25 protein-coding genes are annotated in these 26,049 nt (G+C 72.8%); 17 read left to right on the top strand and 8 right to left on the bottom strand.

From position 1 onward, the window contains the following. The first annotated feature begins 30 nt into the window (after window positions 1-30). The 8 genes from AB0D48_RS18485 to AB0D48_RS18450 all read left to right on the top strand — a co-directional run bounded on the left by AB0D48_RS18485 (window position 31) and on the right by AB0D48_RS18450 (window position 7,541). The gene (locus AB0D48_RS18485; RefSeq protein ID WP_362397387.1) at window positions 31-999 is read left to right on the top strand and encodes a WYL domain-containing protein; all 969 of its coding nucleotides are present in this window, start codon (window positions 31-33) and stop codon (window positions 997-999) included. A 15-nt stretch (window positions 1,000-1,014) separates the two neighbouring features. Next, entirely contained in the window at window positions 1,015-1,242 is a 228-nt protein-coding gene (locus AB0D48_RS18480) for a hypothetical protein (protein WP_362397384.1), read from the top strand. Between the two features lie 26 nt (window positions 1,243-1,268). Beyond that, complete coding sequence (locus AB0D48_RS18475) at window positions 1,269-1,469, top strand: hypothetical protein (protein WP_362397381.1); 201 nt, start codon at window positions 1,269-1,271, stop codon at window positions 1,467-1,469. Between the two features lie 184 nt (window positions 1,470-1,653). Further along, window positions 1,654-1,950, top strand: coding sequence for a Sec-independent protein translocase subunit TatA (tatA, locus tag AB0D48_RS18470; protein WP_362397379.1), 297 nt, complete (start codon window positions 1,654-1,656; stop codon window positions 1,948-1,950). Between the two features lie 47 nt (window positions 1,951-1,997). Further along, window positions 1,998-2,954: a twin-arginine translocase subunit TatC gene (tatC, locus tag AB0D48_RS18465; RefSeq protein WP_362397376.1), complete on the top strand. Its 957-nt coding sequence runs from the start codon at window positions 1,998-2,000 to the stop codon at window positions 2,952-2,954. Window positions 2,955-2,979: 25 nt separating this feature from the next. Then, window positions 2,980-3,867, top strand: coding sequence for a diacylglycerol kinase (locus tag AB0D48_RS18460; protein ID WP_362397373.1), 888 nt, complete (start codon window positions 2,980-2,982; stop codon window positions 3,865-3,867). Between the two features lie 68 nt (window positions 3,868-3,935). After that, complete coding sequence (locus tag AB0D48_RS18455) at window positions 3,936-6,776, top strand: DEAD/DEAH box helicase (RefSeq protein ID WP_362397371.1); 2,841 nt, start codon at window positions 3,936-3,938, stop codon at window positions 6,774-6,776. 90 nt (window positions 6,777-6,866) lie between these two features. Continuing rightward, a complete protein-coding gene (locus tag AB0D48_RS18450; protein WP_362397368.1) occupies window positions 6,867-7,541 on the top strand; it encodes a TetR/AcrR family transcriptional regulator in 675 nt (224 codons plus the stop codon). A 6-nt stretch (window positions 7,542-7,547) separates the two neighbouring features. Here AB0D48_RS18450 and AB0D48_RS18445 read toward each other — a convergent pair whose 3' ends face one another. The 3 genes from AB0D48_RS18445 to AB0D48_RS18435 all read right to left on the bottom strand — a co-directional run bounded on the left by AB0D48_RS18445 (window position 7,548) and on the right by AB0D48_RS18435 (window position 10,451). Then, window positions 7,548-8,519: a pseudouridine synthase gene (locus tag AB0D48_RS18445; protein ID WP_362397365.1), complete on the bottom strand. Its 972-nt coding sequence runs from the start codon at window positions 8,517-8,519 to the stop codon at window positions 7,548-7,550. 137 nt (window positions 8,520-8,656) lie between these two features. Further along, window positions 8,657-9,496, bottom strand: a complete 840-nt coding sequence (locus AB0D48_RS18440) for a siderophore-interacting protein (protein ID WP_362397362.1) — start codon at window positions 9,494-9,496, stop codon at window positions 8,657-8,659. A 49-nt stretch (window positions 9,497-9,545) separates the two neighbouring features. Further along, entirely contained in the window at window positions 9,546-10,451 is a 906-nt protein-coding gene (locus AB0D48_RS18435; protein WP_362397445.1) for a 5'-3' exonuclease, read from the bottom strand. Window positions 10,452-10,633: 182 nt separating this feature from the next. Between AB0D48_RS18435 and AB0D48_RS18430 the strand changes: the two genes are divergently transcribed. Together AB0D48_RS18430 and AB0D48_RS18425 are read left to right on the top strand one after the other, a co-directional pair. Beyond that, on the top strand, window positions 10,634-11,236 hold the full coding sequence (locus AB0D48_RS18430; protein ID WP_362397359.1) for an XRE family transcriptional regulator: 603 nt from the start codon (window positions 10,634-10,636) through the stop codon (window positions 11,234-11,236). After that, on the top strand, window positions 11,233-11,967 hold the full coding sequence (locus tag AB0D48_RS18425) for a helical backbone metal receptor (RefSeq protein ID WP_362397356.1): 735 nt from the start codon (window positions 11,233-11,235) through the stop codon (window positions 11,965-11,967). The genes AB0D48_RS18430 and AB0D48_RS18425 overlap by 4 nt, the downstream gene beginning before the upstream one ends. A gap of 33 nt (window positions 11,968-12,000) precedes the next feature. On the opposite strand, the gene AB0D48_RS18420 is transcribed toward AB0D48_RS18425, so the two are convergent. After that, the gene (locus AB0D48_RS18420) at window positions 12,001-13,122 is read right to left on the bottom strand and encodes a TDT family transporter (protein WP_362397353.1); all 1,122 of its coding nucleotides are present in this window, start codon (window positions 13,120-13,122) and stop codon (window positions 12,001-12,003) included. A gap of 70 nt (window positions 13,123-13,192) precedes the next feature. Here AB0D48_RS18420 and AB0D48_RS18415 point away from each other — a divergent pair, with 70 nt between their 5' ends. After that, entirely contained in the window at window positions 13,193-14,116 is a 924-nt protein-coding gene (locus AB0D48_RS18415; protein WP_362397350.1) for a LysR family transcriptional regulator, read from the top strand. A gap of 421 nt (window positions 14,117-14,537) precedes the next feature. Here AB0D48_RS18415 and AB0D48_RS18410 read toward each other — a convergent pair whose 3' ends face one another. The 3 genes from AB0D48_RS18410 to AB0D48_RS18400 all read right to left on the bottom strand — a co-directional run bounded on the left by AB0D48_RS18410 (window position 14,538) and on the right by AB0D48_RS18400 (window position 17,622). Next, window positions 14,538-15,245, bottom strand: a complete 708-nt coding sequence (locus AB0D48_RS18410) for a gamma-glutamyl-gamma-aminobutyrate hydrolase family protein (protein ID WP_362397347.1) — start codon at window positions 15,243-15,245, stop codon at window positions 14,538-14,540. A 44-nt stretch (window positions 15,246-15,289) separates the two neighbouring features. Next, the gene (gene eat / locus AB0D48_RS18405; RefSeq protein WP_362397344.1) at window positions 15,290-16,768 is read right to left on the bottom strand and encodes an ethanolamine permease; all 1,479 of its coding nucleotides are present in this window, start codon (window positions 16,766-16,768) and stop codon (window positions 15,290-15,292) included. Window positions 16,769-16,875: 107 nt separating this feature from the next. Beyond that, window positions 16,876-17,622 (bottom strand): FCD domain-containing protein, encoded by a 747-nt coding sequence (locus AB0D48_RS18400; RefSeq protein ID WP_362397341.1) that lies wholly within the window; start codon window positions 17,620-17,622, stop codon window positions 16,876-16,878. A gap of 77 nt (window positions 17,623-17,699) precedes the next feature. On the opposite strand from AB0D48_RS18400, the gene AB0D48_RS18395 reads away from it, so the two are divergent. The 4 genes from AB0D48_RS18395 (at window position 17,700) to AB0D48_RS18380 (ending at window position 22,628) form a co-directional block, all read left to right on the top strand. Continuing rightward, window positions 17,700-19,064 (top strand): glutamine synthetase family protein, encoded by a 1,365-nt coding sequence (locus AB0D48_RS18395; protein WP_362397338.1) that lies wholly within the window; start codon window positions 17,700-17,702, stop codon window positions 19,062-19,064. A gap of 29 nt (window positions 19,065-19,093) precedes the next feature. Next, window positions 19,094-20,473, top strand: a complete 1,380-nt coding sequence (locus AB0D48_RS18390) for an aldehyde dehydrogenase family protein (RefSeq protein WP_362397335.1) — start codon at window positions 19,094-19,096, stop codon at window positions 20,471-20,473. A gap of 5 nt (window positions 20,474-20,478) precedes the next feature. Beyond that, the gene (locus tag AB0D48_RS18385; RefSeq protein WP_362397332.1) at window positions 20,479-21,264 is read left to right on the top strand and encodes a 3-oxoacyl-ACP reductase; all 786 of its coding nucleotides are present in this window, start codon (window positions 20,479-20,481) and stop codon (window positions 21,262-21,264) included. 86 nt (window positions 21,265-21,350) lie between these two features. Further along, window positions 21,351-22,628 carry a haloacid dehalogenase-like hydrolase gene (locus AB0D48_RS18380; protein ID WP_362397329.1) on the top strand — a complete coding sequence of 426 codons (1,278 nt, stop codon included), beginning with the start codon at window positions 21,351-21,353 and terminating at the stop codon, window positions 22,626-22,628. Between the two features lie 26 nt (window positions 22,629-22,654). On the opposite strand, the gene AB0D48_RS18375 is transcribed toward AB0D48_RS18380, so the two are convergent. After that, window positions 22,655-23,857 carry an amino acid deaminase/aldolase gene (locus AB0D48_RS18375; protein WP_362397326.1) on the bottom strand — a complete coding sequence of 401 codons (1,203 nt, stop codon included), beginning with the start codon at window positions 23,855-23,857 and terminating at the stop codon, window positions 22,655-22,657. Window positions 23,858-24,007: 150 nt separating this feature from the next. Here AB0D48_RS18375 and AB0D48_RS18370 point away from each other — a divergent pair, with 150 nt between their 5' ends. Next, complete coding sequence (locus tag AB0D48_RS18370) at window positions 24,008-24,811, top strand: hypothetical protein (RefSeq protein WP_362397324.1); 804 nt, start codon at window positions 24,008-24,010, stop codon at window positions 24,809-24,811. After that, entirely contained in the window at window positions 24,808-26,037 is a 1,230-nt protein-coding gene (mycP, locus tag AB0D48_RS18365) for a type VII secretion-associated serine protease mycosin (protein ID WP_362397321.1), read from the top strand. Before AB0D48_RS18370 ends, mycP begins: the two co-directional genes overlap by 4 nt. Window positions 26,038-26,049 lie beyond the last annotated feature (12 nt).

The following is a 26,049-nucleotide window of genomic DNA, read 5'->3' as shown; positions in this document are numbered from 1 at the left end:
AGCAACGCCCTGAGGGGGAGACGTACCAGCATGGCTGCCAACGCCATCGACCAGACCCGCCGGATGCTGTCCCTGGTCACGTACCTGCGCGAGCGCCCGGGCGCACACGTCGCCGACGTCGCGCGCGCCTTCGGGATCACCGAGGACGAGCTGATCTCGGACCTCGACGTGCTGCCCATGTGCGGAACCAGCTTCCGGGGCGGGGACCTGCTCGACATCGACACCGACGGGGAGCGCATCTGGTGGCGCAACCCCGACGCCTCGGGGGAGTCCACCGCCGAGCCGCTGCGGCTCGCCGCGGACGAGGCGACGGCGCTGCTGGTCGCCGCCCGCGCGGTGGCGACCCTGCCCGGGCTGCGCGAGAGCGACCGGGACGCGCTGCTGCGGGCGACCGCCAAGCTGGAGGCCGCGGCGGGCGAGGCCGCCGGGGCCAGCTCCAGGCTGTCGGTGACCTTCGAATCCGAGGGCGGGGTCTTCGCGGACGTCGACCGGGCCATCGCGGAGCGCCGCCGGCTGTGGCTGCGCTACTACTCACCCGCGCGCGACGAGCTCACCGAGCGCAAGGTCGACCCGATCCGGCTCTTCGCGGTGGGGCACACGTACATGGAGGGGTGGTGCCACCTCTCCGAGGCCCGGCGCACCTTCCGCCTGGACCGGGTGGCGGAGATCCGGCTGCTGGACGAGCGGGCCGAGCCGCCCGCCATCGAGCCGCGCGACCTGTCCGAGGGCCTGGTCCAGCCGGCGGCCGAGGACCCGGAGGTCGTCGTCGAGGTGGGGCCCGGCGGGCGCTGGGTCGCCGAGTACTACCCGCACGACAGAGCCGAGGAACTGGACGGGGGCGGGCTGCGGATCACACTGCGCAGCCCGGACCCGGCCTCGCTGCGCCGGCTCGCGCTGCGGCTGGGCCGCGAGGGGCGGATCGTCGCTCCCGTGGAGCTGGCGGACAGTGCGCGCAGCGCGGCCCGGGAAGCACTCGCGGGGTACGGGGAACAGGTCTGAGGGGAGCAGCGGTCGATGTCGCCTACGCCAGGGCCCGTCGCCTTCAAGGCGGCCTGTCCCGACTGCCACGCCCGCTTCGAGCTGGACGCGGGCGCCCTGCGTCTGGTCATCGGCGGCAGCCGGCGGACCACCTTCTACTCCTTCACCTGCCCCCAGTGCGGCACGGCCGTCCGCAAACCGGCGGGGGAGCGCATCGTGGAACTCCTGACCGGCGGAGGCGTGAGCACCCTGCGCAGCGTGTGAGCCCCGCAGTGGCCTAGGCTCTTCCCATGCTGTGGCCGATGCTCGCAATTGCCCTGGGTTTCCTCGGGATCGCCGTCCTCGCCGCGGCGGCGGTCCGCGTCTATGTGGAGGTCCGCAGGCTCTCCGGGCAGGTCGCGCTGGCCAGCCGCCGGATCACCGCCGCCTCGGAGGATCTTGAACGGGCCGCGGCCGATCTGGCCCGGGCGGGCCGCGGCGTGCGACCGTGAAGCGGGACGAATGCGGATGACCGGGGCGTGAACAACCGGCTCGCGCATAAGCGGGGGTACCCCGGGGGATTGCCGGGCGTTAACCCCCGGGGGTTACGATCCTTGCCTGAGCGGTCACCGGATTTCTGTCCGAGTCCGTCCAGAGCCACCACAACCAGCCGTTTCGGTGAGAAGGAAGACACACATGATCGGCAATCTGAAGCCCCTTGAGATCCTTCTGATCATCGCTGTGATCGTGCTGCTGTTCGGCGCCAAGAAGCTCCCCGAGATGGCCCGTTCGCTCGGCAAGTCGGCCCGCATCCTCAAGAGCGAGGCCAAGGCCATGAAGAAGGACGGCGAAGCGGAGGACGCGGCTGCCGCTGCCACCGTCGCCGACCAGGCCCCGCAGCAGCCCGTCGCCCCGCGCACCATCCAGGCCGCGCCCGGTGACGTGACCAGCTCCCGGCCCGTCAGCGAGCCGAACCGCACCACCCAGGGCTGAGACAAGCCGGACACGCCAGTCATCTGCATCGAGCCAAGGGACGTGGGTTGCTCAAGTCTGCCCGCAAGCAGGAGAAAGCGGACAAGGACGCCGAAGGGCGGATGCCTCTTGTCGAGCACCTGCGTGAGCTGAGAAACCGTCTGCTGAAGTCGGTCCTGGCGATCATCGTGATCACCGTCGTGGCGGCCTTCTTCTACAAGGACCTCATCGACTTCATGCTGAAGCCGATGCTGGACTCCGTCGGCTGCACCGACGGGGTGGTCTCGCAGCGCAACGGCCGGCCCTGCGCCGACATGACCGTGAACGGCCTGATCGCCCCGTTCTCGATCGCCCTGAAGGTCTCGCTCACCGCCGGTGTGGTGCTCTCCGCGCCGGTGTGGCTCTACCAGCTGTGGGCGTTCACCGCCCCCGGCCTGCACAGCCACGAGAAGAAGTACGCGACGAGTTTCGTCGCGGTCGGCGCTCCGCTGTTCGGCGCCGGCGCGGTACTCGCGTACAAGATCCTCCCGCAGACCGCGACGATCCTTCTCGACTTCACCCCCGAGCACGCGCGCAACCTGCTCCCTGTCGACGACTACCTCGACCTGGTCACGCGCATGGTCGTCGTCTTCGGCCTGGCGTTCGAGCTGCCGCTGCTGCTGATCCTCCTCAACTTCACCGGGGTGCTCACCGCGAAGCGACTGGCGAGCTGGTGGCGCGCCATGGTGCTGGGCATCACGGTCTTCTCCGCGTTCGCGACGCCCACCGGTGACCCGCTCACCATGCTGTCGCTGGCCGCCCCGATCGTGGCCCTGTACTTCGTCGCGCTCGCCGTCTGCCTGGTCAACGACCGCAGGCGCAAGCGCAACGACCCCGACGCGGGCCTCGACGACGACGAAGCCGCCGACCTGGACCTCACCCCGGCGCCGATCGGTGCGATGGAGCCGGTCCCGGCCCCCGCCGAGCTGCCCGGCCAGGCGGACGGCGGACGTCAGCGGATCAATGGTTACGACGACGCGACCTGACAGGTACTCCCCCAGCTACCGCAGCGTGAGCTCTGAGATCACCCTCTTCGTCAATCCCACCGCGGGCCGCGGCCGGGGCGCGCACGCCGCGCAGCCGGCCGCCTCCGCTCTGCGGGCGGCGGGCTTCTCGGTCCGGACCGTCGTCGGCACCGACGGTCCCGACGCGCTGGCCCGGCTGCGCACCGCCGTCCGCGAGGGCACCGGCGCGGTGATCGCGGTGGGCGGCGACGGCATGGTCTCCCTGGCGCTCCAGGCCCTGGCCGGGACGCTCGTGCCCCTCGGGGTCATCGCGGTGGGCACCGGGAACGACTTCGCGCGGGCCCTGGGGCTGCCCGTACGGGAGCCCGCGCGGGCGGGACGGATGGCCGCCGAGGCCCTCAAGGAGGGGCGGATCCGGGAGGTCGACCTCGGCCGCGTGCAGGACACCTGGTACGGGACCGTGCTGTGCTCCGGCTTCGATTCGAAGGTCAACGACCGCGGCAACCGCATGCGGCTGCCGGCGGGCCGGTTCAAGTACGACCTGGCGATGATCGCGGAGCTGGCCGCCTTCCGGCCCTTCCCGTACCGGATCACCCTGGACGACGGCCCGGCCATCGAGACCGAGGCCACGCTGGTGGCCGTCGGCAACGGATCCTCGTACGGCGGGGGCATGCGCATCTGCGCGGACGCCGTCCCCGACGACGGGCTCTTCGACATCACGGTCGTCGGCGACTGCAGCCGGGGCACCCTGCTCAAGGTCTTCCCCCAGGTCTACAAGGGGACGCACCTCAGCCACCCGAAGGTGACCGTCCACCGGGCGCGGAAGGTCGCGCTGGAGGCGGCCGGAATCACCGCGTACGCCGACGGGGAGCCGCTCGGACCGCTGCCGGTGACCGCAGAGTGCGTACCCGGGGCCGCCCGGATCCTCACGTAGCGCGTCATCGCGCTCCGCTTAAATGATCGCGACTGTTGTCAGAGGTGACGGGTAGGCTCGATCTCAAGATGACCGAAGAACTCTCACCCGCCGAGCGGTACGCCGCTGCCCGGATCCGCGCCGTCGAAGAGGCCACCGCCCTGGCGCCCTTCCGCGAGATGTACGAATTCGACCTGGATCCGTACCAGGTCGAGGCCTGCAAGGCACTGGAGGCGGGCAAGGGCGTCCTCGTGGCCGCCCCGACCGGCTCGGGCAAGACGATCGTCGGCGAGTTCGCCGTGCACCTGGCCCTCCAGCAGGGCCGCAAGTGCTTCTACACGACGCCGATCAAGGCCCTGTCGAACCAGAAGTACGCCGACCTCGTCAAGCGCTACGGCGCCGACAAGGTGGGCCTGCTGACCGGCGACAACAGCGTCAACGGCGAGGCGCCGGTGGTCGTGATGACCACCGAGGTGCTCCGCAACATGCTGTATGCGGGCTCGCAGTCGCTGCGCGGCCTCGGCTACGTGGTGATGGACGAGGTGCACTACCTCTCCGACCGGTTCCGCGGAGCCGTCTGGGAAGAAGTGATCATCCACCTCCCCGATTCGGTCACCCTGGTCTCCCTGTCGGCCACCGTGTCCAATGCCGAGGAGTTCGGCGACTGGCTGGACACCGTACGGGGCGACACCGAGGTGATCGTCTCCGAGGAGCGGCCCGTCCCGCTGTGGCAGCACGTCATGGCCGGCCGGCGGATCTACGACCTGTTCGAGGAGGAGTCCGACCACGGCGGCCGCGGCTCCGCCCGCCGGGAGGTCAATCCCGACCTGCTGCGCATGGCACGCGAGGAGAACAGCCGCACGTACAGTCCGAAGGACCGGCGGCGCGGCAAGATGGTCCGCGAGGCGGACCGCGAGCGCGAGCGGCGCTCCCGCGGCCGGATCTGGACCCCCTCCCGGCCCGAGGTCATCGCCCGCCTCGACAACGACGGGCTGCTGCCCGCCATCAACTTCATCTTCAGCCGCGCCGGTTGCGAGGCCGCCGTCCAGCAGTGCCTGTACGCCGGCCTGCGGCTCAACGACGACTCCGCGCGCCTGAGGGTCCGCGAGATCGTCGAGGAGCGGACCGCCTCCATTCCCACAGAGGACCTCCACGTCCTCGGGTACTACGAGTGGCTCGAAGGCCTGGAGCGGGGCATCGCCGCGCACCACGCGGGCATGCTGCCCACCTTCAAGGAGGTCGTCGAGGAGCTCTTCGTACGCGGCCTGGTGAAGGCCGTCTTCGCCACCGAGACCCTGGCGCTGGGCATCAACATGCCCGCGCGCACGGTGATCCTGGAGAAGCTGGTCAAGTGGAACGGCGAGCAGCACGCCGACATCACGCCGGGCGAGTACACCCAGCTGACCGGCCGGGCCGGACGGCGCGGCATCGACGTCGAGGGCCACGCGGTGGTGCTGTGGCAGCGGGCCATGGACCCGGCGGCGCTCGCCGGGCTCGCCGGTACCCGTACGTATCCGCTGCGCTCCAGCTTCAAGCCCTCGTACAACATGGCCGTGAACCTCGTCAGCCAGTTCGGGCGGCACCGCTCGCGCGAGCTGCTGGAGACCTCCTTCGCGCAGTTCCAGGCCGACCGCTCCGTCGTCGGGATCTCCCGGCAGGTGCAGCGCAACGAGGAGGGCCTGGAGGGCTACCGGGAGGGCATGACCTGCCACCTGGGCGACTTCGAGGAGTACGCGCAGCTGCGCCGTGACCTCAAGGACCGCGAGACGGAGCTGGCCAAGCAGGGTGCTGCCCAGCGGCGGGTGCAGGCGGCCAGTTCGCTGGAGAAGCTCAAGCCGGGCGACATCATCCACGTGCCGACAGGCAAGTTCGCCGGGCTCGCGCTGGTCCTGGACCCGGGAGTGCCGGCCGGGCGGGTCAACGGGCACCGCGGGTACGAGTACGCGGAAGGCCCGCGTCCACTGGTCCTCACCGCCGAGCGGCAGGTCAAGCGGCTCGCCGCGATCGACTTCCCGGTTCCGGTGGAGGCCCTCGACCGGATGCGGATCCCCAAGTCCTTCAACGCGCGTTCCCCGCAGTCCCGTCGGGACCTGGCGTCCCAGCTGCGGACCAAGGCCGGGCACATCACGCCGGAGCGACGGGCGCGCGGCCGGGCCGCGGCGGCCGACGACCGCGAGATCGCCCGGCTGCGGGCCGCGCTGCGGGCGCACCCCTGCCACGGCTGCGACGAGCGCGAGGACCACGCCCGCTGGGCGGAGCGCTACCACCGCCTCAAGCGGGACACGGTGCAGCTGGAGCGGCGGATCGAGGGGCGGACGAACACCATCGCCCGCACCTTCGACCGGATCCACGCCCTCCTCACCGAGCTGGACTACCTGCGCGAGGACGAGGTCACCGCGCACGGCAAGCGGCTCGCCCGGTTGTACGGGGAGCTGGACCTGCTGGCCTCCGAGTGCCTGCGCGCGGGCATCTGGGAGGGCCTGAGCCCGGCCGAACTGGCCGCCTGCGTCTCGGCGCTGGTCTTCGAGGCGCGGCAGTCCGACGACGCCGTCGCGCCGAAGGTGCCGGGTGGCGCGGCGAAGGCGGCGCTGGGCGAGATGGTCCACATCTGGGGCCGGCTCGACGCGCTGGAGGAGGAGCACCGCATCAACCAGGCGGAGGGCGTGGGCCAGCGCGAGCCGGACCTGGGCTTCGCTTGGGCGGCGTACCAGTGGGCCTCCGACAAGAGCCTGGACGAGGTGCTGCGCGAGGCGGAGATGCCGGCCGGTGACTTCGTGCGCTGGTGCAAGCAGGTCATCGACGTGCTGGGGCAGATCGCGGCGGCGGCTCCCTCGTCCTCCGGCGAGAGCGGGAGCACGGTGGCCCGGAATGCCCGGAAGGCCGTCGACGCGCTGTTGCGGGGCGTAGTGGCCTACAGTTCGGTCGGCTAGGCGTTTTTGGGGCTTCCTCCGAGAGCGGGGCTGGCCTGATCTGATCTCTTGCCATGATCGAATTGGCGTGCTGTGTGCGACGATCGGGCCATGAGCGGCGGAGCAGACGAAGGGCCGAGACGGGTCGGTCGGCCACGCGCCGACCAGCTGAGGCCGGTGAGTGGTCGGCCGCCGCGCGAGGAACTCCTTTGCGCGGCGGCCGAATTGTTCACGGTGCAGGGGTACGCGGCCACCACCACGCGGGCGGTGGCCGAACGGGCCGGAATGCGCCAGGCCACGATGTACCACTATTTCGGCGGCAAGGAGGACCTCCTCGCCGAGCTGCTGGAGTCCACGGTGGCGCCCTCGCTGGTGCTGGCCCGGCAACTGCTCGCCGATACCGGGCGGTCCGCCGCGCGGCGGCTGTGGGAGTTGTGCCGCTCCGACGTGCTGCTGCTGTGCGGGGGTCCGTACAACCTGGGGGCGCTCTACCTGCTGCCCGAGGTGAGGGGTGCGCGCTTCGCGCAGTTCCGCCGCACGCGCGGCGAACTGAAGGACGCCTACCGGGTGTTGCTGCACGGGACCGGAGTGGGCGCCGAACTGGCCGGGGACAGCGCCGCCCTGGCGCTCCGCAACGACCTGGTCTTCGGGCTGATCGAGGGCGTCATGCTGATCCACCGCGCCGATCCGGGCCGGCCGGTCACGGTCTTCGCGGAGGCCACCGCCGACGCCGCACTGCGGATCGCGGGCGTCGGCGCCGCCGGGGGCGAGCCCCGGCCCGCTTAGCGCCCTTCAGCCGTCCTCGCCATCGGTCCCGGCCTCCCAGCCGTCGCGGTCGTGCCAGGCCTGCAGGGTGCGGGCGCTCTCGAAGCGGTGGGCGGCTCCGGTGACCGGGTCGGTGAATTCCAGTACCCGGGCGAGGAGTTGCAGCGGCCGCCGGTAGTCGTCCGGAGCGGGGTCGGTGACCTGCGGATACACGGGATCGCCGAGGATGGGCAGGCCCAGGCCGTTCATGTGCACCCGCAGCTGGTGGGTGCGGCCGGTGTGCGGGGTCAGCCGGTAGCGGCCCAGTCCGCCCTGGACACCGGTGAGTTCGACGAGGCTCTCCGCGTTGGGCTCGCCGGGGACCTCGGCCGCCGCGATGACCCCGCGGGTCTTCTCGATCCGGCTGCGGACGGTGCGCGGGAAGGTGAGCGACGGGTCGTGGGCCGCGAGCGCCTCGTACTCCTTGTCCACCCGGCGCTGCTGGAAGAGGAGCTGGTACGCCCCGCGGTCCTCGGGCCGGATGCTGAACATCACCAGTCCCGCGGTCAGCCGGTCCAGCCGGTGCGCCGGGCTCAGGGCGGGCAGGTCCAGCTCCTCGCGGAGCCGGGCCAGGGCGGTCTGGGTGACGTGGCTGCCGCGCGGTGTGGTCGCCAGGAAGTGCGGCTTGTCCACGACCAGCAGGTGCGGGTCGCGGTACAGGACGGGGACCGGGAAGGGCACGGGCGGCTCCGCGACGAGGTCCCGGTGGAACCACAGGTAGGCGCCCGGCTCGTACGGGTCCTGCGCGCTCAGGACGCGTCCGCCGGGGCCGAGCACCCGCCCGGCGCGCAGCAGCCGGGCGATGACCTCGGAGCCGGGGCCGCCGGCGTAGTGCGCGGCGAGGTAGCCGCCGAGGTCCGGCCACCTGCCGTCGGGGTCGGGGGGCAGCCGCAGCCGCACCGGGTCGATGCCGGCGCGCTGGGGGAGGGGCGAGGGGGGCGGCTGGGTTCTGCGTCTCATCGGGGGACAGGCTATGCGGCTACTGCTGGGTGAAGGTGCCCAGGAGGAAGGCAGCGGCCACAGCCAGCCCCGCCGGCGTTGCGAGGCGCGGGGTACGGGGCGGAGCCCCGATCTTTGAGGTGAGCCGACGCCGGGGGCTATGCGGCCGCGGCGTGGTCCTGTTCGGCTTCGACCGCGGCGTTCCAGTCGCGCTTGATCGCGCGCCAGCCCTCGTCCGTCTCGCCCAGCCGCCAGTAGCCCGAGATCGACAGGCGTTCGCGCGGGATGCCGCGTTCCAGGCGGAGGTGGCGGCGGAGGTCCTTCACGAAACCCGCCTCGCCGTGGACGAAGGCGTGCACGTCCGTGGAGGGGAACTCCAGGGAGGTGACCGCCTCCACCAGGGCCTCGCCGATCGGGCGGTCGCCGCGGTGCAGCCAGACCGGGACGACCCCGTCCGGGGTGGCGACCTTCTGCTCGCCCTGCGGGCCCTCGACCTCCACGAAGGCGTGGACCCGCGCACCCGCCGGCATCCGCTCCATCGCCGCGGCGATCGCCGGCAGCGCGCTCTCGTCACCCACCAGCAGGTGCCAGTCGGCCGCCGGGTCCGGGGCGTAGGCGCCGCCCGGGCCGAGGAAGCGTACGACCTCACCGGGCTGGACCCGCGCCGCCCAGGGGCCGGCCAGGCCCTCGTCGCCGTGGACGACGAAGTCGAGGGCCAGCTCCTGGTGCGCCGCGTCCCAGCTCCGTACGGTGTACGCGCGCTGGCGCGGCCACTGGGCCCGGGGGAAGTCGGCGCGGATGCGTTCCAGGTCCCACGGCGCCGGGTAGGTGACACCCTCCGGCGGGAAGAGGAGTTTGACGTAGTGGTCGGTGAACTCGCCCGCGCCGAATCCGGCCAGACCGTCGCCGCCCAGCACGACGCGCACCATGTGCGGTGTCAGCCGCTCGGTACGTACGACGACGGCGGTGCCGACGGTGCGGGCGCGTCCTTCTGCCACGGTGTCTCCCCTGACTCCCCAGAAACTTAGCCTTACCTAAGTTAGCATCTCAAGGGCGCAGCGCACTCCTCAGCCGTGACACTGCTCCACCCAGACCCCACCGATGGGCCAGCGCGTCCACCAGCTCCGGTTGCGCCGGGGTCGTCGGAAGGGCCGGATCGAACTGCGGGAGCGGGACGTCCGAGGCCACCTGGACCACCTTCGGGGCCACGGCCAGATATCCCCGGGACTCGTCCAGCCGCTTGCGCTGGGCCGGGGTCAGCTTCGACTTCGGGTCGTCGATCGCCGCGATGATCCCGGCGAGGCTTCCGTAGGCGTCGAGGAGCTTCGCCGCGGTCTTCTCGCCGATCCCGGGGACGCCCGGCAGGCCGTCGCTCGGGTCCCCGCGCAGCAGTGCCAGGTCCGCGTATCCGGGGCCGTCCACCCCGTACTTCTCGCGCAGCCACGCCTCGTCCGTCATCTGGAGCGAGCCCACGCCCTTGAGGGGGTAGAGCACGCGCCGCTGCCTGGCGTCGTCGACCAGCTGGTACAGGTCCCGGTCGCCCGTGACGATGTCCACCGGTCCCGTCGCGCGGGCGGTGAGCGTACCGATCACGTCGTCCGCCTCGTAACCGGCGACGCCCACGCGCGCGATGCCGAAGGCGTCCAGCGCCGCCTCGATGATCGGCACCTGCGGGGCGAGCGTGTCGGGGGTCTCCTCCACGTCCGGGCCGCTCGACGTCTCCACCGCGACCCGATGGGCCTTGTACGAGGGGATCAGGTCCACCCGCCAGTGCGGCCGCCAGTCGGCGTCCATGCAGGCCACCAGATCGTCGGGGCGGTGGTCCTGGACCAGGCGGCCGATGAAGTCGAGCAGTCCGCGCACGGCGTTGACGGGAGTGCCGTCCGGGGCCTTCACGGAGTCCGGCACACCGAAGTAGGCGCGGTAGTAGAGGGAGGCGGTGTCCAGGAGCATCAGGCGTCGTGTCGTCACGCAGACGATGATGCCGCAACGCGGAAACCCGGCCGGCGGCGGCCGCCACGGACAGTGAGCGGACCGGTACGGGAAGCCCCGTGCACGCGAAACCGGAGGCGGTTGCTGCGTAAGGTGCTTACAGCACACCGATGTGCGACGGACATGGGGAGGGCAGCCCCGAAATGAACGACAAGGACGACAAGGGCAAGGACAAGGACGGCAAGGAGCCGCTCCGTGTGGGCGTGGCCGTGCGCAAGCGGCGTCGTGCTCTCCACCTGACCCTTGCCGCGGTGTCGGCGCGCAGCGGCCTGTCGGTCCCCTTCCTGAGCCAGATAGAGAACGAGCGGGCCCGGCCCAGCATGCGCTCCCTGGAGCGGGTCGCGGACGCGCTGGAGACCACGGCCGTCGAACTGCTGGCCGCGTCCGACACCGCGCGCACGGTGGACCTCGTACGGGCCGGCGACGAATCCGGGCTCACCCCGGTCCCGGGCGTACGGCCCCTCGTACGCGGGCACCACCAGCTGCACGCGCTGGAGTTCACCGGGGACCAGGACGCAGGGCGCGAGTACCAGCACCGCAACGACGAGCTGATGTACGTGGTCGCCGGCGCCTGCCAGGTGGAGGCGGAGGGGCGGGCGTACCGGCTGGAGAGCGGCGACGCGCTGTTCCTGTCGGGCGGCGTACGCCACCGCTGGCGGGCCGTCAGCGAGGACACCCGGCTCCTGGTCGTCGCGGTGGGCGAACACATCCACGCGACGTCCGAGCCGCCGTCCCCCGGGCAGTGAGCGGAGTGCGGCGGCGGCGGGTCGTCTCGCTGGTGCCTTCGCTGACCGAGGCCGTGGCGGTGAGCGCGCCCGGGGTGCTGGCCGGGGTCACGGACTGGTGCACCCACCCGGCGGACCTCGGCGACGCGGTGCGGATCGGGGGGACGAAGAACCCCGACGTGCGGCGGATCGTCGGGCTGCGCCCCGACCTGGTGATCGCCAACGAGGAGGAGAACCGGGCCGCGGACCTGGCGGCACTGCGGGCGGCCGGGGTGGAGGTGCTGGTCACCGAGATCCGGGACCTGCCGCAGGCGCTGCGGGAGCTGGACCGGGTGCTGGTGGGGGCACTGGGGCTGGAGAGGCCCGGGTGGCTGGCGGACGCGGAGGCCGCGTGGGCGCGGGTGGAACCGGTCGGTCCGTTCCGGGCCTTCGTGCCGGTGTGGCGGCGGCCGTGGATGGTGCTGGGCCGGGACACCTTCGCGGGTGACCTGCTCGCGCGGCTGGGCGTCCGCAACGGCTACGCCGGGCACGAGGAGCGGTATCCGCGGATCCCGGTGGAAGAGCTCGCCGCCGCCGGCTGCGATCTGGTGGTGCTCCCGGACGAGCCGTACCGCTTCACCGCCGATGACGGCCCGGAGGCCTTCCCCGGACTGCCCGCCGCACTGGTCAGCGGCCGTCACCTCACCTGGTACGGACCCTCACTGGCCGAAGCCCCGGCCGTACTGGCCGGGGCCCTGCGCGCGGTCCTCTAGTGCGGTGGCCGGCACACCGGGCCGGTCGCGGTGCTAGCGAGGGGCGGCGAGGAGCCGGCCGGCGGCCAGGCCGCGCAGGGTGTGGGCGGCGGCGAGGAGCCAGCCGGCCAGAAGGGCCAGGAAGAGGGCCGAGGCGAGCCAGGCGAAGGCCGTCAGGCCGGTGTGGCGGGCCAGGCCGGCGGCGCCGGTGACACAGGTGCCGACGGGGAAGGTCAGCGCCCACCAGGTCATCGCGAAGCCCATGCCCTCGCGGGCGGCCCGGACCAGCATGGCCGCGGCGAGGGCCAGCCACAGCAGGGCGAAGCCCATCACGGGGACCCCGTAGACGACGGCGAACGCGCCGAGCGCACCGGCGTAGGGGGCGCCGATCGACTGGGGGGCCATGTCGGCGAGCTGGTTCACGGCGGTGGTGGACTGGCCGAGGGGGCCGAGAACCAGGAAGAGGGTCGGCGTGAGGGCCAGGGGGAGCGGGCCGTTCACGATCAGCCGGCCGAAGACCAGGGGGAGCATCAGCAGGGTGGCGAACAGGCTGATGCCGAACATGGCGTAGCAGGCGAGAAGCAGGGCCTCGCGGGGCTGTCCGGCGGGCAGGTGGGGTATCAGCAGCGGGCCGAGCGCGGCGGAGACCATGGGGGCGACGAGGGGAAGCAGCCAGACCGGGGTGGCCTGCCTCGCCTCGACCTTGTGGCGGACGACCATCAGGTACGGCACCGCCACCGCCATGACCAGGCCGACCGCGGTGCCGACGGTGAACAGTACGGCGTCCACTGCGACGGCGGCGCCGGTGCCGATGAGGTCCTTGCCGACGATGAGGGTGCCGCCGCCGACGGCCAGCAGCGCCATCGCGAGACAGCCGTAGAAGGGGGCGACGGCGGGGTCGAGGAGGTGGGCGCGGGCCTGGTCGCGGTGGTGGATCCAGTGGCCGGCGCGGGCGGTGAGCAGCACGGCGAGGGCGGCGGCGGACAGCGCCCAGATGATCTGGCAGACCACGCGCTGGCCGGGGACCTGGTACGGGAGGGTCGCGCCGGCGTTGGCGACGATCGCCGTGCCCATGACGGAGGCGTACCAGTTGGGGCCGAGGTGCCGCAGGGCCTTGTGGGCCCGCGCGGTCTCGGGGGTGGAGGTGGTGCGGGGTCGCACGAGGGTGGTGGCCATGGCTTCACCTTCGTGTCCCGGCGGCACGGGCGGCAGAGGGCATCTCCCTATGAGGCCATAAACTGATGTTATGGGTGATGAGGAGTGGGTGCCGCTGGCACACCGGGTGCCGGACCTGGGCGCGCTGGAACTGCTGCTCGCGGTCGCGCGCGTCGGCAGCCTGAGCGGTGCGGCCCGGCGGCTGGGCATCACCCAGCCCGCGGCGAGCAGCCGGATCCGGGCGATGGAGACGCGGCTGGGAGTGGCCCTGGTGGACCGCTCGCCGCGCGGGTCGACGCTGACGGCGGAAGGCGCGCTGGTCACCGACTGGGCCCGGCGGGTGGTGGAGGCGGCCGAGGCCTTCGACGCGGGTGCGCAGGCGCTGCGCGGGCAGCGGGACTCGCGGCTGCGGGTGGCGGCCAGCATGACCATCGCGGAGTACCTGCTGCCGGGGTGGCTGATCGCCCTGCGCGGGCAGCGGCCGGACACGGCGGTGTCGCTGCACGCCGGGAACTCGGCGGTGGTCGCGCAACGGGTCCTCGCGCACGAGGCGGACCTGGGCTTCGTGGAGGGGCTGACGGTTCCGGACGGGCTGGACTCGGCGGTGATCGCACAGGACCGGCTGGTGGTGGCGGTGGCGCCGGGCCACGCGTGGGCGCGGCGCTCGCGGGGGGTGGAGGTGGCGGAGCTGGCGGCCGCGCCGCTGATCCTGCGCGAACGCGGTTCGGGGACGCGGCAGGTGCTGGACGCGGCGCTGGCCGGGAGCGGAGGGCTGGCCGTGCCGCTGCTGGAGCTGGCGTCGACCACCGCGGTGAAGGCGGCGGCGCTGAGCGGGGCGGGGCCGTGCGTGCTGTCGGAGCTGGCGGTGGTGGATGAGCTGGCGGCGCGGCGGCTGGTGGAGGTGCCGGTGTCCGGCGCCGTCCTCGGGCGGGCCCTGCGGGCGGTCTGGCCGGCGGGGGCCCGGCCGGCGGGCCCGGCCCGTGACCTGCTGTCGCTGACCCGGGGCACCTCCTAAGCCCGGCACCACTGCCGTAACTCCGCCCCGGACCCCGCGCCTCAGGCGCCGCTGCTGGGGCTCCGCCAACGGACCCCGGGCCTCAATCGCCGGCGGGGCTGGAAAGAGCGCCGCGCCGTTGCCCGGGGCTCCCCCGGACTCCGTCAGGGGGGACCCCAGCGCCATGCACCGGGCGGGGCCGGGTCGTGCGCCTCGAACGCCGGCGGGGCTGGATTCGGCTGGTGCCGGCCGCCTGGCACCGCTGTTTTGCGCGGAGCGCAAGTCCGGTCCGCCCGGCGCTCGAGGGCGTACCCGCGCCGGAGGGGCGGGTACGGGGCGGAGGGGCCGCCGCACCGGTCAGCCCCGCCGGCGATCGAGGCGCACGATCCGGCCCGCCGGCGAATCGGGCGCGCGGCGGAGCCCGGGGAGCCCCGCGCAGCGGTTACGGAACCGGGACCGCCGCGCGGGCAGCGGCGGCTGCGACCAGGGACGCCATCACGCGGGTGTCCTTGTCGCGTTCCGGGTGCCACTGGACGCCCACGACCCACCGGTCCCGGTCGGGGAGTTCGATCGCCTCCACCGTGCCGTCGACCGCGTGCGCCGAGACGACCAGGCCCTTGCCCAGGCGCTCGACGGCCTGGTGGTGGTAGGTCGGGACGTCCGCCTCCTCCGGGACCAGGGCCGCGTACCGGGTGCCCGGGACCGGGCTGACGGGGTGCCAGGAGAAGGTGCCCGGCGTCTCGACGTGGCCGTCGATGTGCTGGACCAGGCTGCCGCCCAGGGCCACGTTCAGCGCCTGCATGCCCCGGCAGATGCCGAGCACCGGCATGTTCACCTCCAGCGCGGCCGTGATCAGGGCCAGTTCCCACTCGTCGCGGACCGTCGCGGGGGGACCCGTACGGGAGTCGCGGGCGGCGCCGTAGTGGACCGGGTCCATGTCCGGGCCGCCCGCGACGATCAGGCCGTCCACCCGGCTCAGCACCTCCGCCGCCGCTCCCGGTCCGTCCGGCGGGAGCAGTACGGCCGCACCGCCCGCCGCCTGGACGAGTTCGTAGTACCCGGTGGGTACGAGGGCGGTCGCGAGGTCCCACACCCGGTAGTGGGTGGATTCCTCCACGTAGGTGGTGATGCCGATGAGCGGCCGTGCCACGGTCGTTACCTCCGGGGGTCGGGATGTGAGGCAGGGTCAGGATTTCAGTCGAGGTCCAGCTCCGCCTCGGCTTCCGCCAACGCCGCGAACTCCTCCTCGGGAGCCGAGGCCACGAGGTGGTGCCGACTGTAGATCGCGAAGTAGGCGAGAGCGACGGCGTACACGGCCAGGGCGATGAAAGCCGCGTCCTTGTCCACCAGGAAGGTGGCGACCAGGGCCGACAGGGCGAGTACGAAGGCCACCGAGGAGGTCAGGATTCCGCCGGGGGTGCGGTACGGGCGCTCCAGGTCCGGCTCCCGGCGGCGCAGCACCATGTGCGAGAGGGCCATCAGGGCGTAGGAGATCGTCGCGCCGAACACCGCGATGTTCAGCATCCGCGCGCCGTCTCCGGTGGCGGCGGCGAGCGCGAAACCGATCGCGCCGGGGATGACCAGACCCAGGTACGGGGCCTTGCGCTTCGAGGTCAGCGAGAGGAAGCGGGGCAGGTAGCCGGCCCGGGAGAGGGCGAAGAGCTGGCGCGAGCCCGCGTAGATGAGGGAGAAGAACGAGGCCACCAGCCCGGCGAGGCCCGCGTAGTTGACGAAGCGGCTGAGCGCCGTCGGGCCGCCGTCCCCCTCCAGCGCCACGACCAGCGGGTTGCCCGCCGACTTGACGGCGTCCGCGCCCTGCGCGCCGGTCGCCGCGAAGAAGGTGATCAGCGCCAGCAGGGCGAGGATGCCCATGGAGATGGACAGCGCCTTCGGCATGGAGCGGACCGGGTCCTTGGCCTCCTCGGCCGCCAGCGGTACGCCCTCCACCCCCAGGAAGAACCACATGCCGAAGGGGAAAGCGGCCCAGATGCCCAGCACGCCCAGCGGCAGCCAGGAGTTCGAGCCGAATGCGCCCGCGTCGACCGGAATGTCGTTGAGGCGGTCGGCGCCGAAGTCGGTGAAGGCGCCCACCGCGAAGATCAGCAGCGCGGCGACGGCGATGGCGGTCACGACGAGGCTGAAGCGCAGGGCCTCACCGACGCCCCACAGGTGGACTCCTATGAAGACGACGAAGCAGCCGAGGTAGACGGGCCAGCTGGAGGTGAGGCCGAAGAGGCCGAGGGACTCGACGTAGTCGCCGATGAAGATGACGATCGCGGCCGGGGCCAGGATGTACTCGATGAGGATCGCGGTACCGGTGAGGAAGCCGCCCCACGGGCCCAGCGCGCGGCGGGCGAAGCCGTATCCGCCGCCCGCCGTCGGCAGGATGGTGGACAGCTCCGCCAGGGAGAAGACCAGGCAGGCGTACATCGCGCCCATGAGGACGGTGGCGATGGCCAGGCCGCCGAAGCCGCCCTTGTCGAGGCCGACGTTCCAGCCGGAGAAGTCCCCGGAGACCACGTACGCGACGCCGAGACCGGTGAGGAGCAGCCAGCCGGCGCTGCCACGGCGCAGGGTGCGGCGTTCCAGGTAGTCGGCGGACGTGTCGCCGGCCTCGGGGAACGTGGGGGGTGCGGGCACGGCTGTCAGCCGTGCCTCGGTGTCGTCGGCCATCGGGCGCTCCTGCCTCAGGGCAATGGTTGTGGGGCGTACCTTTGCCGGATTGCAGGGGAGTGCGCAAGACCTCTGCGTTAAACAGAAGTTACGAATCCCTCCCCGTCTCAGGCCAGGAAGCCCCGCAGCAGCGCCGCCGTGCCGCAGCAGTGCTCGCGCATCGTCTCGCGCGCCCCGGCCGCGTCCCGCTCCAGCACGGACTCGACCAGCGAGGTGTGCTGCTGCTGCGAGTGCTCCAGGTTGCGCACCAGGAGCGGGATGCAGTCCAGCAGGTCGTTGACGGTGGCCCGGACCGCCGCGTACTGGGCCGTCAGGGTGGCGGACCCGGCCAGCTCGCACAGGGTCAGGTGGAAGAGGGTGTCCTGGCGGCGGTAATCGGCGAGCGGGGCGTCGTGCGTGGCGGTGAGCGCGGCGAGCAGCCTTTCGGTGCCCTCCTCGGTCAGGCCCTGGGAGGCGCACAGGCCGGCCGCCCCCACCTCCAGGACCTCGCGGAACCGCAGGGCGTCCTCGATGTCCACGCCCGCGACCCGCCGGCGCAGCTCCTCCTCGGCGACGCCCGCCGGGGTGTCGGGCCGGGGCAGCACAAACGTTCCGCCGTACCGCCCGCGCCGCGCCTCCACCAGGCCCTGGTCCTGCAGTACCTTCAGCACCTCGCGCAGCGTGACCCGGCTGATCCCCATCCGCTCGGCCAACTCGCGCTCGGGCGGCAGCCGTTCGCCGGCCGGTACCAGGCCCAGCCGGACCACCTGGAGGATCTGCTCCAGTGCCTCCTCGAAACCGTTGCCCGCCCGCACCTGCCGCAGCACGGGATTCAGCCGCGCGATCGCGCCGCCCTCGCTCGCCGTGTCGGTCATCTCGGCTCCTCCCCTTCCCAAGCAATGGTTCTATTCAATACCTTAGGCCCACTCGGCTCACCGAAGGAGAGATTCCCGTGGTAGACCGCAAGCCCCCGCTCGCGCCCGAGGAGCTCCGCTCCCTGGTCGCAAGCGGTGAGATCGACACAGTCGTCCTGGCCTTCCCCGACATGCAGGGACGCCTCCAGGGCAAGCGGTTCGCCGCACAGTTCTTCCTCGACGAGGTCCTCGCGCACGGCACCGAGGGCTGCAACTACCTCCTCGCCGTCGACACCGACATGAACACCGTCGACGGATACGAGATGTCCTCCTGGGACCGGGGCTACGGCGACTTCGCCATGCACCCCGACCTCGCCACCCTGCGCCGCATCCCCTGGAACCCCGGCAGCGCCTTCCTCCTCGCCGACCTCTCCTGGAACGACGGCTCGCCCGTCGTCGCGGCGCCCCGGCAGATCCTGCGCCGCCAGCTGGAGCGCCTCGCCGAGCACGGGTACACCGCGATGGTCGGTACCGAGCTGGAGTTCATGGTCTTCCAGGACACCTACGAGCAGGCCTGGAGCGCCAACTACCGCGGCCTTACCCCCGCCAACCAGTACAACATCGACTACTCCGTCCTCGGGACCGGGCGCATCGAACCCCTGCTGCGCCGCATCCGCAACGAGATGCAGGCCGCGGGCCTGATCGTCGAGTCGGCGAAGGGGGAGTGCAACCTCGGCCAGCACGAGATCGCCTTCCGCTACGACGAGGCGCTCACCACCTGCGACCAGCACTCCGTCTACAAGACCGGGGCCAAGGAGATCGCCGCGCAGGAGGGCGTCTCGCTCACCTTCATGGCCAAGTTCGACGAGCGCGAGGGCAACTCCTGTCACATCCACCTCTCGCTCGGCGACGCCGACGGATGCAACGCGATGGCCGGCGACGGACCAGGCGGAATGTCACCGGTGATGCGACACTTCCTGGCCGGTCAGCTGGCCGCGCTGCGCGACTTCTCCCTTCTCTACGCCCCGAACATCAATTCGTACAAGCGTTTCCGGCCGGGATCCTTCGCGCCGACCGCCGTCGCCTGGGGCGTGGACAACCGGACGTGCGCACTCCGCGTCGTCGGCCACGGCCGCTCCATGCGCTTCGAGAACCGCCTCCCCGGCGGTGACGTCAACCCGTACCTCGCCGTCGCCGGCCTGGTCGCGGCCGGGCTCTACGGCATCGAGAACCGCCTGGAACTGCCGGAGGCGTGCCCCGGGAACGCGTACACCGCCGACTACGCGCACGTCCCCGCGACCCTGCGCGAGGCCGCCGAACTCTGGGAGAACAGCGAGATCGCCAAGGCCGCGTTCGGCCCGGAAGTGGTCGCCCACTACCGGAACATGGCGCGCGTCGAGCTGGACGCCTACGACTCCGCCGTAACGGACTGGGAGCTGCGCCGCTCCTTCGAACGCCTGTAAGCCCCTACCGAAAGTCTGAGAGGCACCACGTGTCCGATGCGCTGGCCCCACTCGATCTGAGAGTGCTGAATCCGGCCACCGAGGAAACCGTCGCCATCGTCCCGGCCGCCACACGGGACGATGTCGATGCCGCCGTCGCCCGAGCCGCCGCTGCCCAGCGCGGCTGGGCGGCGGCCGCCCCCGCCGACCGGGCCCGGCTGCTGCGCCGCTTCGCCGCGGCCGTCGACGGGCACGTCGAGGAACTGGCCCAGCTGGAGGTCCGCGAAGCCGGGCACACCATCGGCAACGCCCGCTGGGAGGCGGGCAACGTACGCGACCTGCTCGAATTCGCCGCCGGGGGAGTGGAACGGCTCTCCGGCCGCCAGATCCCCGTCGCCGGCGGCATCGACGTCACCTTCCTCGAACCCCTCGGCGTCATCGGCGTGATCGCCCCGTGGAACTTCCCCATGCCGATCGCCGCCTGGGGCCTCGCCCCGGCCCTCGCCGCCGGCAACGCCGTCATCCTCAAGCCCGCCGAAACCACCCCGCTGACCGCGCTGCGCCTCGCCGAACTCGCCCTCGAAGCCGGGATCCCCGAGCACCTCTTCCAGGTGCTCCCCGGCCACGGGGCCGTCGCGGGCGACGCTCTCGTCGAGCACCCGGGCGTCGCGAAGATCGTCTTCACCGGCTCCACCCGCGTCGGCAAGCAGATCATGGCCAAGTGCGCCGACCGGGTGAAGCGCGTCACCCTCGAACTCGGCGGCAAGAGCCCCAACATCGTCTTCGCGGACGCCGACCTTGAAGCCGCCGCGGCCGCCGCCCCCATGGCCTTCCTCGACAACACCGGCCAGGACTGCTGCGCCCGCACCCGGATCCTCGTACAGCGCTCCGTGTACGACCGCTTCCTGGAGCTGGTCGCCCCCGCCATCGCATCCGTGTTGGTCGGCGACCCGTCCGACGAGAAGACCCAGATGGGGCCGCTGATCTCCCGGCCGCAACTGGAGCGCGTACGGTCCTACGTCACCGACGACCTCACCGCGATCCGCGGCACCGCCCCCGACGGACCCGGCTTCTGGTACCCGCCGACCCTCGTCACGGACGTCGCCCCCACCGCGCCCGTGGCCGCCGAGGAGGTCTTCGGCCCGGTCGCCGTCGTCCTGCCCTTCGAGGACGAGGAGGACGCCGTACGCCTGGCCAACGCGACCGAGTACGGCCTCTCCGGCTCCCTCTGGACCCGCGACATCGGCCGCGCGCTGCGCGTCTCGCGCGCCGTCGCCGCCGGCAACCTGTCCGTCAACTCCCACAGCAGCGTCCGCTACTGGACCCCCTTCGGCGGCTACAAGCAGTCCGGCCTCGGCCGCGAGCTCGGACCCGACGCCCTCACCGCTTTCACCGAGACCAAGAACGTCTTCATCAGCACGGAGGCCTGAAGCACATGTCCACTGAAGAGATCATCTGCCGCCGACTGGTCGGCCGCACCGCCGTCATCACCGGAGCCGGCAGCGGCATCGGTCTCGCCACCGCGCGCCGGCTCGCCTCCGAGGGCGCCAACGTCGTCTGCGCCGACATCGACGAGACCGCCGGCAAGGCCGCCGCCGAGGAGGTCGGCGGCACCTTCGTGAAGGTCGACGTCACCGACAAGGAAGAGGTCGACGCCCTCTTCAAGACGGCCTTCGACACCTACGGCTCCGTCGACATCGCCTTCAACAACGCCGGCATCTCGCCGCCGGACGACGACTCGATCCTCACCACCGGGCTCGACGCCTGGCGCCGCGTCCAGGACGTCAACCTCACCTCCGTGTACCTGTGCTGCAAGGCCGCCCTCCCCTACATGCAGCGCCAGGGCCGCGGCTCGATCATCAACACCGCCTCCTTCGTGGCCATCATGGGCGCCGCCACCTCGCAGATTTCCTACACCGCCTCCAAGGGCGGAGTCCTCGCCATGTCCCGCGAACTCGGCGTCCAGTTCGCCCGCGAGGGCATCCGCGTCAACGCCCTGTGCCCGGGACCGGTCAACACCCCGCTCCTCCAGGAGCTCTTCGCCAAGGACCCGGAGCGCGCCGCCCGCCGCCTCGTGCACATCCCGCTGGGCCGGTTCGCCGAGCCCACCGAGATCGCCGCCGCCGTCGCCTTCCTCGCCAGCGACGACTCCTCCTTCATCAACGCCACCGACTTCCTCGTCGACGGCGGCATCTCGGGCGCCTACGTCACCCCCCTGTAGGCCCTCCGCCTTCCCCGTCCACCGCCACGCCAGCCGGGCGCCGCAAGGTGCCCGGCTGTCCCTTTTCCGATCACCCGAGGAGCAGCATGCAGAGAAAGTGGGCGGCCCCCCTCGCCCTCATGGCGCTCACCAGCTCCGGACTCCTGCTCGCGCCGCCGGCCCAGGCGGGCCAGAGCACCTGCCCCCGCCCGGCCGTCGGAGCCGGCTGGCACGGGGACAACCAGGCCCGCCTCCAGCAGCTCATCGACCGGTACGGCAGCTGCAGCCCGTACCGGCCGAGCCGCACCAAACCCGTCGCCGTCTTCGACTGGGACAACACCGTCGTCAAGAACGACGTCGGCGACGCCACGATGTTCTGGCTGCTGCGCAACGGCAAGATCCGCCAGCCCGCCCGCGGGGACTGGTCCACCACCAGCCGCCACCTCACCCCGGCCGCCGCCACCGCGCTGGCCGGCGCCTGCGGCAGCCTCGCCCGCGCCGGCGCCCCGCTGCCGACCGGGACCCCGGAAGGCTCCGGCTGCGCCGACGAGATCAACGCCGTCTACGGCACCGCCGCGACCAGGGCCGGCGCCGCCGCCTTCGCCGGCTGGGACCGCCGTACGACCGAACCCGCCTACGCCTGGCTCCCCCAGCTCATGCAGGGCTGGACCGCCCGCGAGGTCCGCGGCTTCGCCGCCGCCGCCCGCACCGAGAACCTCGCCGCGCCCATCGGCACCACGCAGCAGGTCGGCACCACCACCACCGCCACCGGCTGGGTCCGCTACTACGACCAGCAGAAGGACCTGATCGCCGCCCTCCGGAAGGCCGGCTTCGACGTCTGGATCAGCTCGGCCTCCCCACAGCCGGTCGTCGAGGTGTGGGCCGAGGGCGTGGGCATCGACGCGCAGCACGTCATCGGCATCCGCAACACCACCACGTACGGCGGGAAGTTCACCGCCCACCTCCAGGGCTGCGGATCCGTCGAGGAGGGTGCCGACACGATGATCACGTACATCGACGGCAAGCGCTGCTGGATCAACAAGGAGGTCTTCGGCGTGCGCGGCGCGGCCGCCGAGAAGGTCCAGCCGGCCGCCCGCCGCCAGGTGTTCGCCGCCGGAGACTCCGACACGGACATCTCGTTCCTGCGCGACGCGACCGCCCTGCGCCTCGTCGTCAACCGGAACAAGAACGAGCTGATGTGCCGGGCGTACGACGACAGCGACGGCCGGTGGATCGTGAACCCGATGTTCATCGAGCCCAAGAAGCAGAAGACCAGCCCCTACCCGTGCTCCACGACGGGCTACGTCGACCACGACGGAACCAAGGGCCCGGTCGTCCGGGGTGACAGGAGCGTCATCCCGGACCAGACGGACTCGGTCTACTAGGTCCCCGGGTCCTGCCCGGACAGGACCTAGAGGAACGTGCGGCCCTCACCCCGGTACGTCGGGACGCCCGCCGTCACCCTGTCGCCCTCGACGAGGTGCAAGGTGTCGAACCGCTCGCACAGTTCGCCCGCCTTCGCGTGACGGAACCACACCCGGTCGCCGATCAGCAGATCGTCGGCCGGGCTGCCGAGCAGCGGGGTCTGCACCTCGCCGGCGCCCTCCTGCGGGTCGTAGCGCAGGCCCTCGGGCAGGTACGGGACCGGCAGCCGGTCCGCGCCGGCCGCGCCGGAGGCGGGATAGCCGCCGCCCAGTACCGTCACCACACCCACCCCGGGCCGGCGCACGACCGGCTGCGCGAAGAGGGCGGCCGGACGCCCGCTGAACGAGGTGTAGTTGTCGAACAACCGGGGCACATACAGCCCGGACCCGGCCGCGATCTCCGTCACCGCGTCCTCCGCGGCCGTCTGCTGCACGCTGCCGGTCCCGCCCCCGTTGACGAACTCCAGGTCGGGCACCACCGCACGCACGGCCCGCACCACAGCGGCCCGCCGTGCCGCCAGTTCCTTGCGGGCAGCGCTCTGCATGAGCCGGATGGCCCGGGAGCGCAGCGGCCGGCCCGCCGGCGCATCCCCGACCCCGGCGACGTGCCCCTCGTACGCCATCAGCCCGACCACCCGGAATCCGGGCCGGGAACCGACCGCACGGGCCAGCCCGGCCAGCTGACCCGGCTCCCGCAGGGGCGACCTCCGCGCCCCGACCCGCACCCTCCCGCCCAGCAGGTGCAGGGCGGTGTCCAGTTCCAGACAGACCCTGATCTCCTCCGCGCCACCGTCCCGCGACCGCTCGATGAGGTCCAGCTGCGCGAGATCGTCCACCATGACGGTGACCGCGGCGGCCAGCTTGGGATCGGCCGCCAGCTCGGCGAACGCGGCCCGGTCGGCGGACGGATAGGCGAGCAGCACGTCCTCGAACCCGGACCGGGCCAGCCACAGCGACTCGGCGAGCGTGTACGACATGATCCCGGCGAACCCGGGCCGGGCCAGGACCCGTTCGAGGAGCGCACGGCACCGCACGGACTTGCTGGCGACACGCACCGGCTTCCCGCCGGCCCGGCGCACCAGGTCGTCGGCGTTGGCGTCGAACGCGTCGAGATCCACGATGGCCAGCGGCGCGTCCAGGTGCGCGGTCGCCCGGTCGTACCGGGCGCGATCGGCGGCTGCGGAGTTCATGGCGGGAGCTTGCCAGACCCTTCTACCGATGGGTAGGGGTTCCGGCCCCGGCGCCAGCCAGGCCCCGGCAGGGACACCGCCCGGCCCCCGCCCGGGGACCCCGTAGAGTACGGGCAGGCAGCCGTACGGAACGGGGGGCGGAGCCGCCGGATGACCACGTCGACACCGCGGACCGCGGTCCTGGGCGAGCCCGATCCGCCCCCGCCGCCCACCCCGCCGCCCCCGGCCGCACACCCCCGCCGCCACCCCGGACGGGTCGTCGCCGCCGCGCTCTGCGGCCTCCTCGGCACCGGCCTCCTCGGCGGCGCCGGAGCCGACGCCTGGTTCGAACACCGGGCCGCACACCGCCCCTTGCCCGCCGACGCCGCCTACCGCAAGGCCGAGTCGCTCTGGCGGTCCGCCCCCGTGGACACCCTCTTCCCGCCCGTCCTCGCCGGCCCCGCGGCCGGCCCCGGCGGTTCGAACCGCACCTGGACCCGCATCGCGCTCGCCCCGGACGCAGACTGCCCCGCCGCCCTCGCCCCCGACTGGCAGCGCCTGCTGGCCGACACCGGCTGCACCCGCGTGCTGCGCGCCACCTACACCGACGCCACCCGCAGCTTCCTCGTCACCGTCGGCTTGGTCTTCACACCCGCCGACGCCCCCGCGATGCAGGCCCTCACCGGCCGGCTCTCCGCCCCGCCCGCCTACGGATTCGCCGACACCCAGCGCGCCGCCTGGACCGCCTCGGTGCGCGGCGAGGCCCCCGCCGTCGTCTACACCGTCTCCGCCTTCGCCGACGGCCGTCTCCTGGACGCGCCCCGCCCCGCGGAGGACGTGATGAGGAAGGACGCCACGGGAGCCGTGGCCCAGGCGGGCCTCGGCCACGAGGCCAAGGCGGTCGCCGACCGCATCGGCGACGGTCTGGCCGCCCTCGCCGCCCCGCCCACCACGCCCGCCCCGGAGGCCCGATGACGTCCCGACGGGCCTGGCGCCGCGGCACCTTGCGTTCCGCGGCCACCCGCGCCGCCGCCACACTGGCCCTCGCCGCCGCCCTCACGGCGGCCACCGCGCCCCCGGCCGCCGCCGACGCCATACGCGACCGCCAGTGGGGCCTCCTGGCCCTGCGTGCCGAAGAGGCCTGGGGCACCACCCGCGGCGACGGCGTCACCGTCGCCGTCCTCGACACGGGCGTCGACGACTCCCACCCCGACCTGGCCGGCCAAGTCCTCGGCGGCACCGACCTCATCGGCATGGGCGCCGGCCGCGGCGACCGCTCCTGGGCCCGCCACGGCACCGCCATGGCGAGCATCATCGCCGGGCACGGCCACGGCGCCGGACGCGGCCAGGGCGTCCTCGGCATCGCTCCGCAGGCCAAGATCCTCCCGGTCCGGGTGATCCTGGAGGAGGGCGACCCGGGCCGCGCCCAGGCCCGCGACAGCAAGGGCGGCGCCCTCGCCGAAGGCATCCGCTGGGCCGCCGACAACGGCGCCGACGTGATCAACCTGTCCCTCGGCGACGACAGCGACTCCGCCCACCACGAGGCGGGGGAGGACGAGGCCGTCCAGTACGCCCTCACCAAGGGAGTGATCGTCGTCGCCTCCGCGGGCAACGGCGGCGAGAGCGGCGACCGGGTCTCCTACCCGGCCGCCTACCCGGGGGTCATCGCCGTCACCGCCGTCGACCGCCGCGGCAAGAAGGCCAAGTTCTCGACCCGCAACTGGTACGCCACCGTCAGCGCCCCCGGCGTCGACGTCGTCATCGCCGACCCCGACCGCTCGTACTACGAGGGCTGGGGCACCAGCGCCGCGGCCGCCTTCGTGTCCGGCGCCGCGGCCCTCGTCAAGGCCGCCCACCCGGACCTCTCGCCGGCCCAGATCAAGAAGCTGCTGGAGGACACCGCCTCCGACAGCCCGCCCGGTGGCCGCGACGACGCCCGCGGCCACGGGATGGTGGACCCCGTCGCCGCCCTCCAGGTCGCGGAGGCCGTGCAGCCGGAGACGCCGGCCCCCGCGCCCGCCGCGGCGCGGAGCCCGTACTTCGGCCCCGGGCCCGACCCGGCGCGCCCGGCCGAGCGGGACGCCCGGCTGGGCGCCCCGGAAGCCGCGGCCGCCGGGGTGGCGCTGCTCGTGCTGGCCGCCGTACTGGCCCGGCGCCCACGGCGGGGCACCCGGGGCCGATCCCACCGCGCGGCACAGTAGGGTCGGGTAACT

This window comes from Streptomyces sp. NPDC048269 (assembly GCF_040652395.1).
Lineage (GTDB): Bacteria > Actinomycetota > Actinomycetes > Streptomycetales > Streptomycetaceae > Streptomyces.
This window is presented reverse-complemented; position numbering and strand designations above follow the sequence as displayed.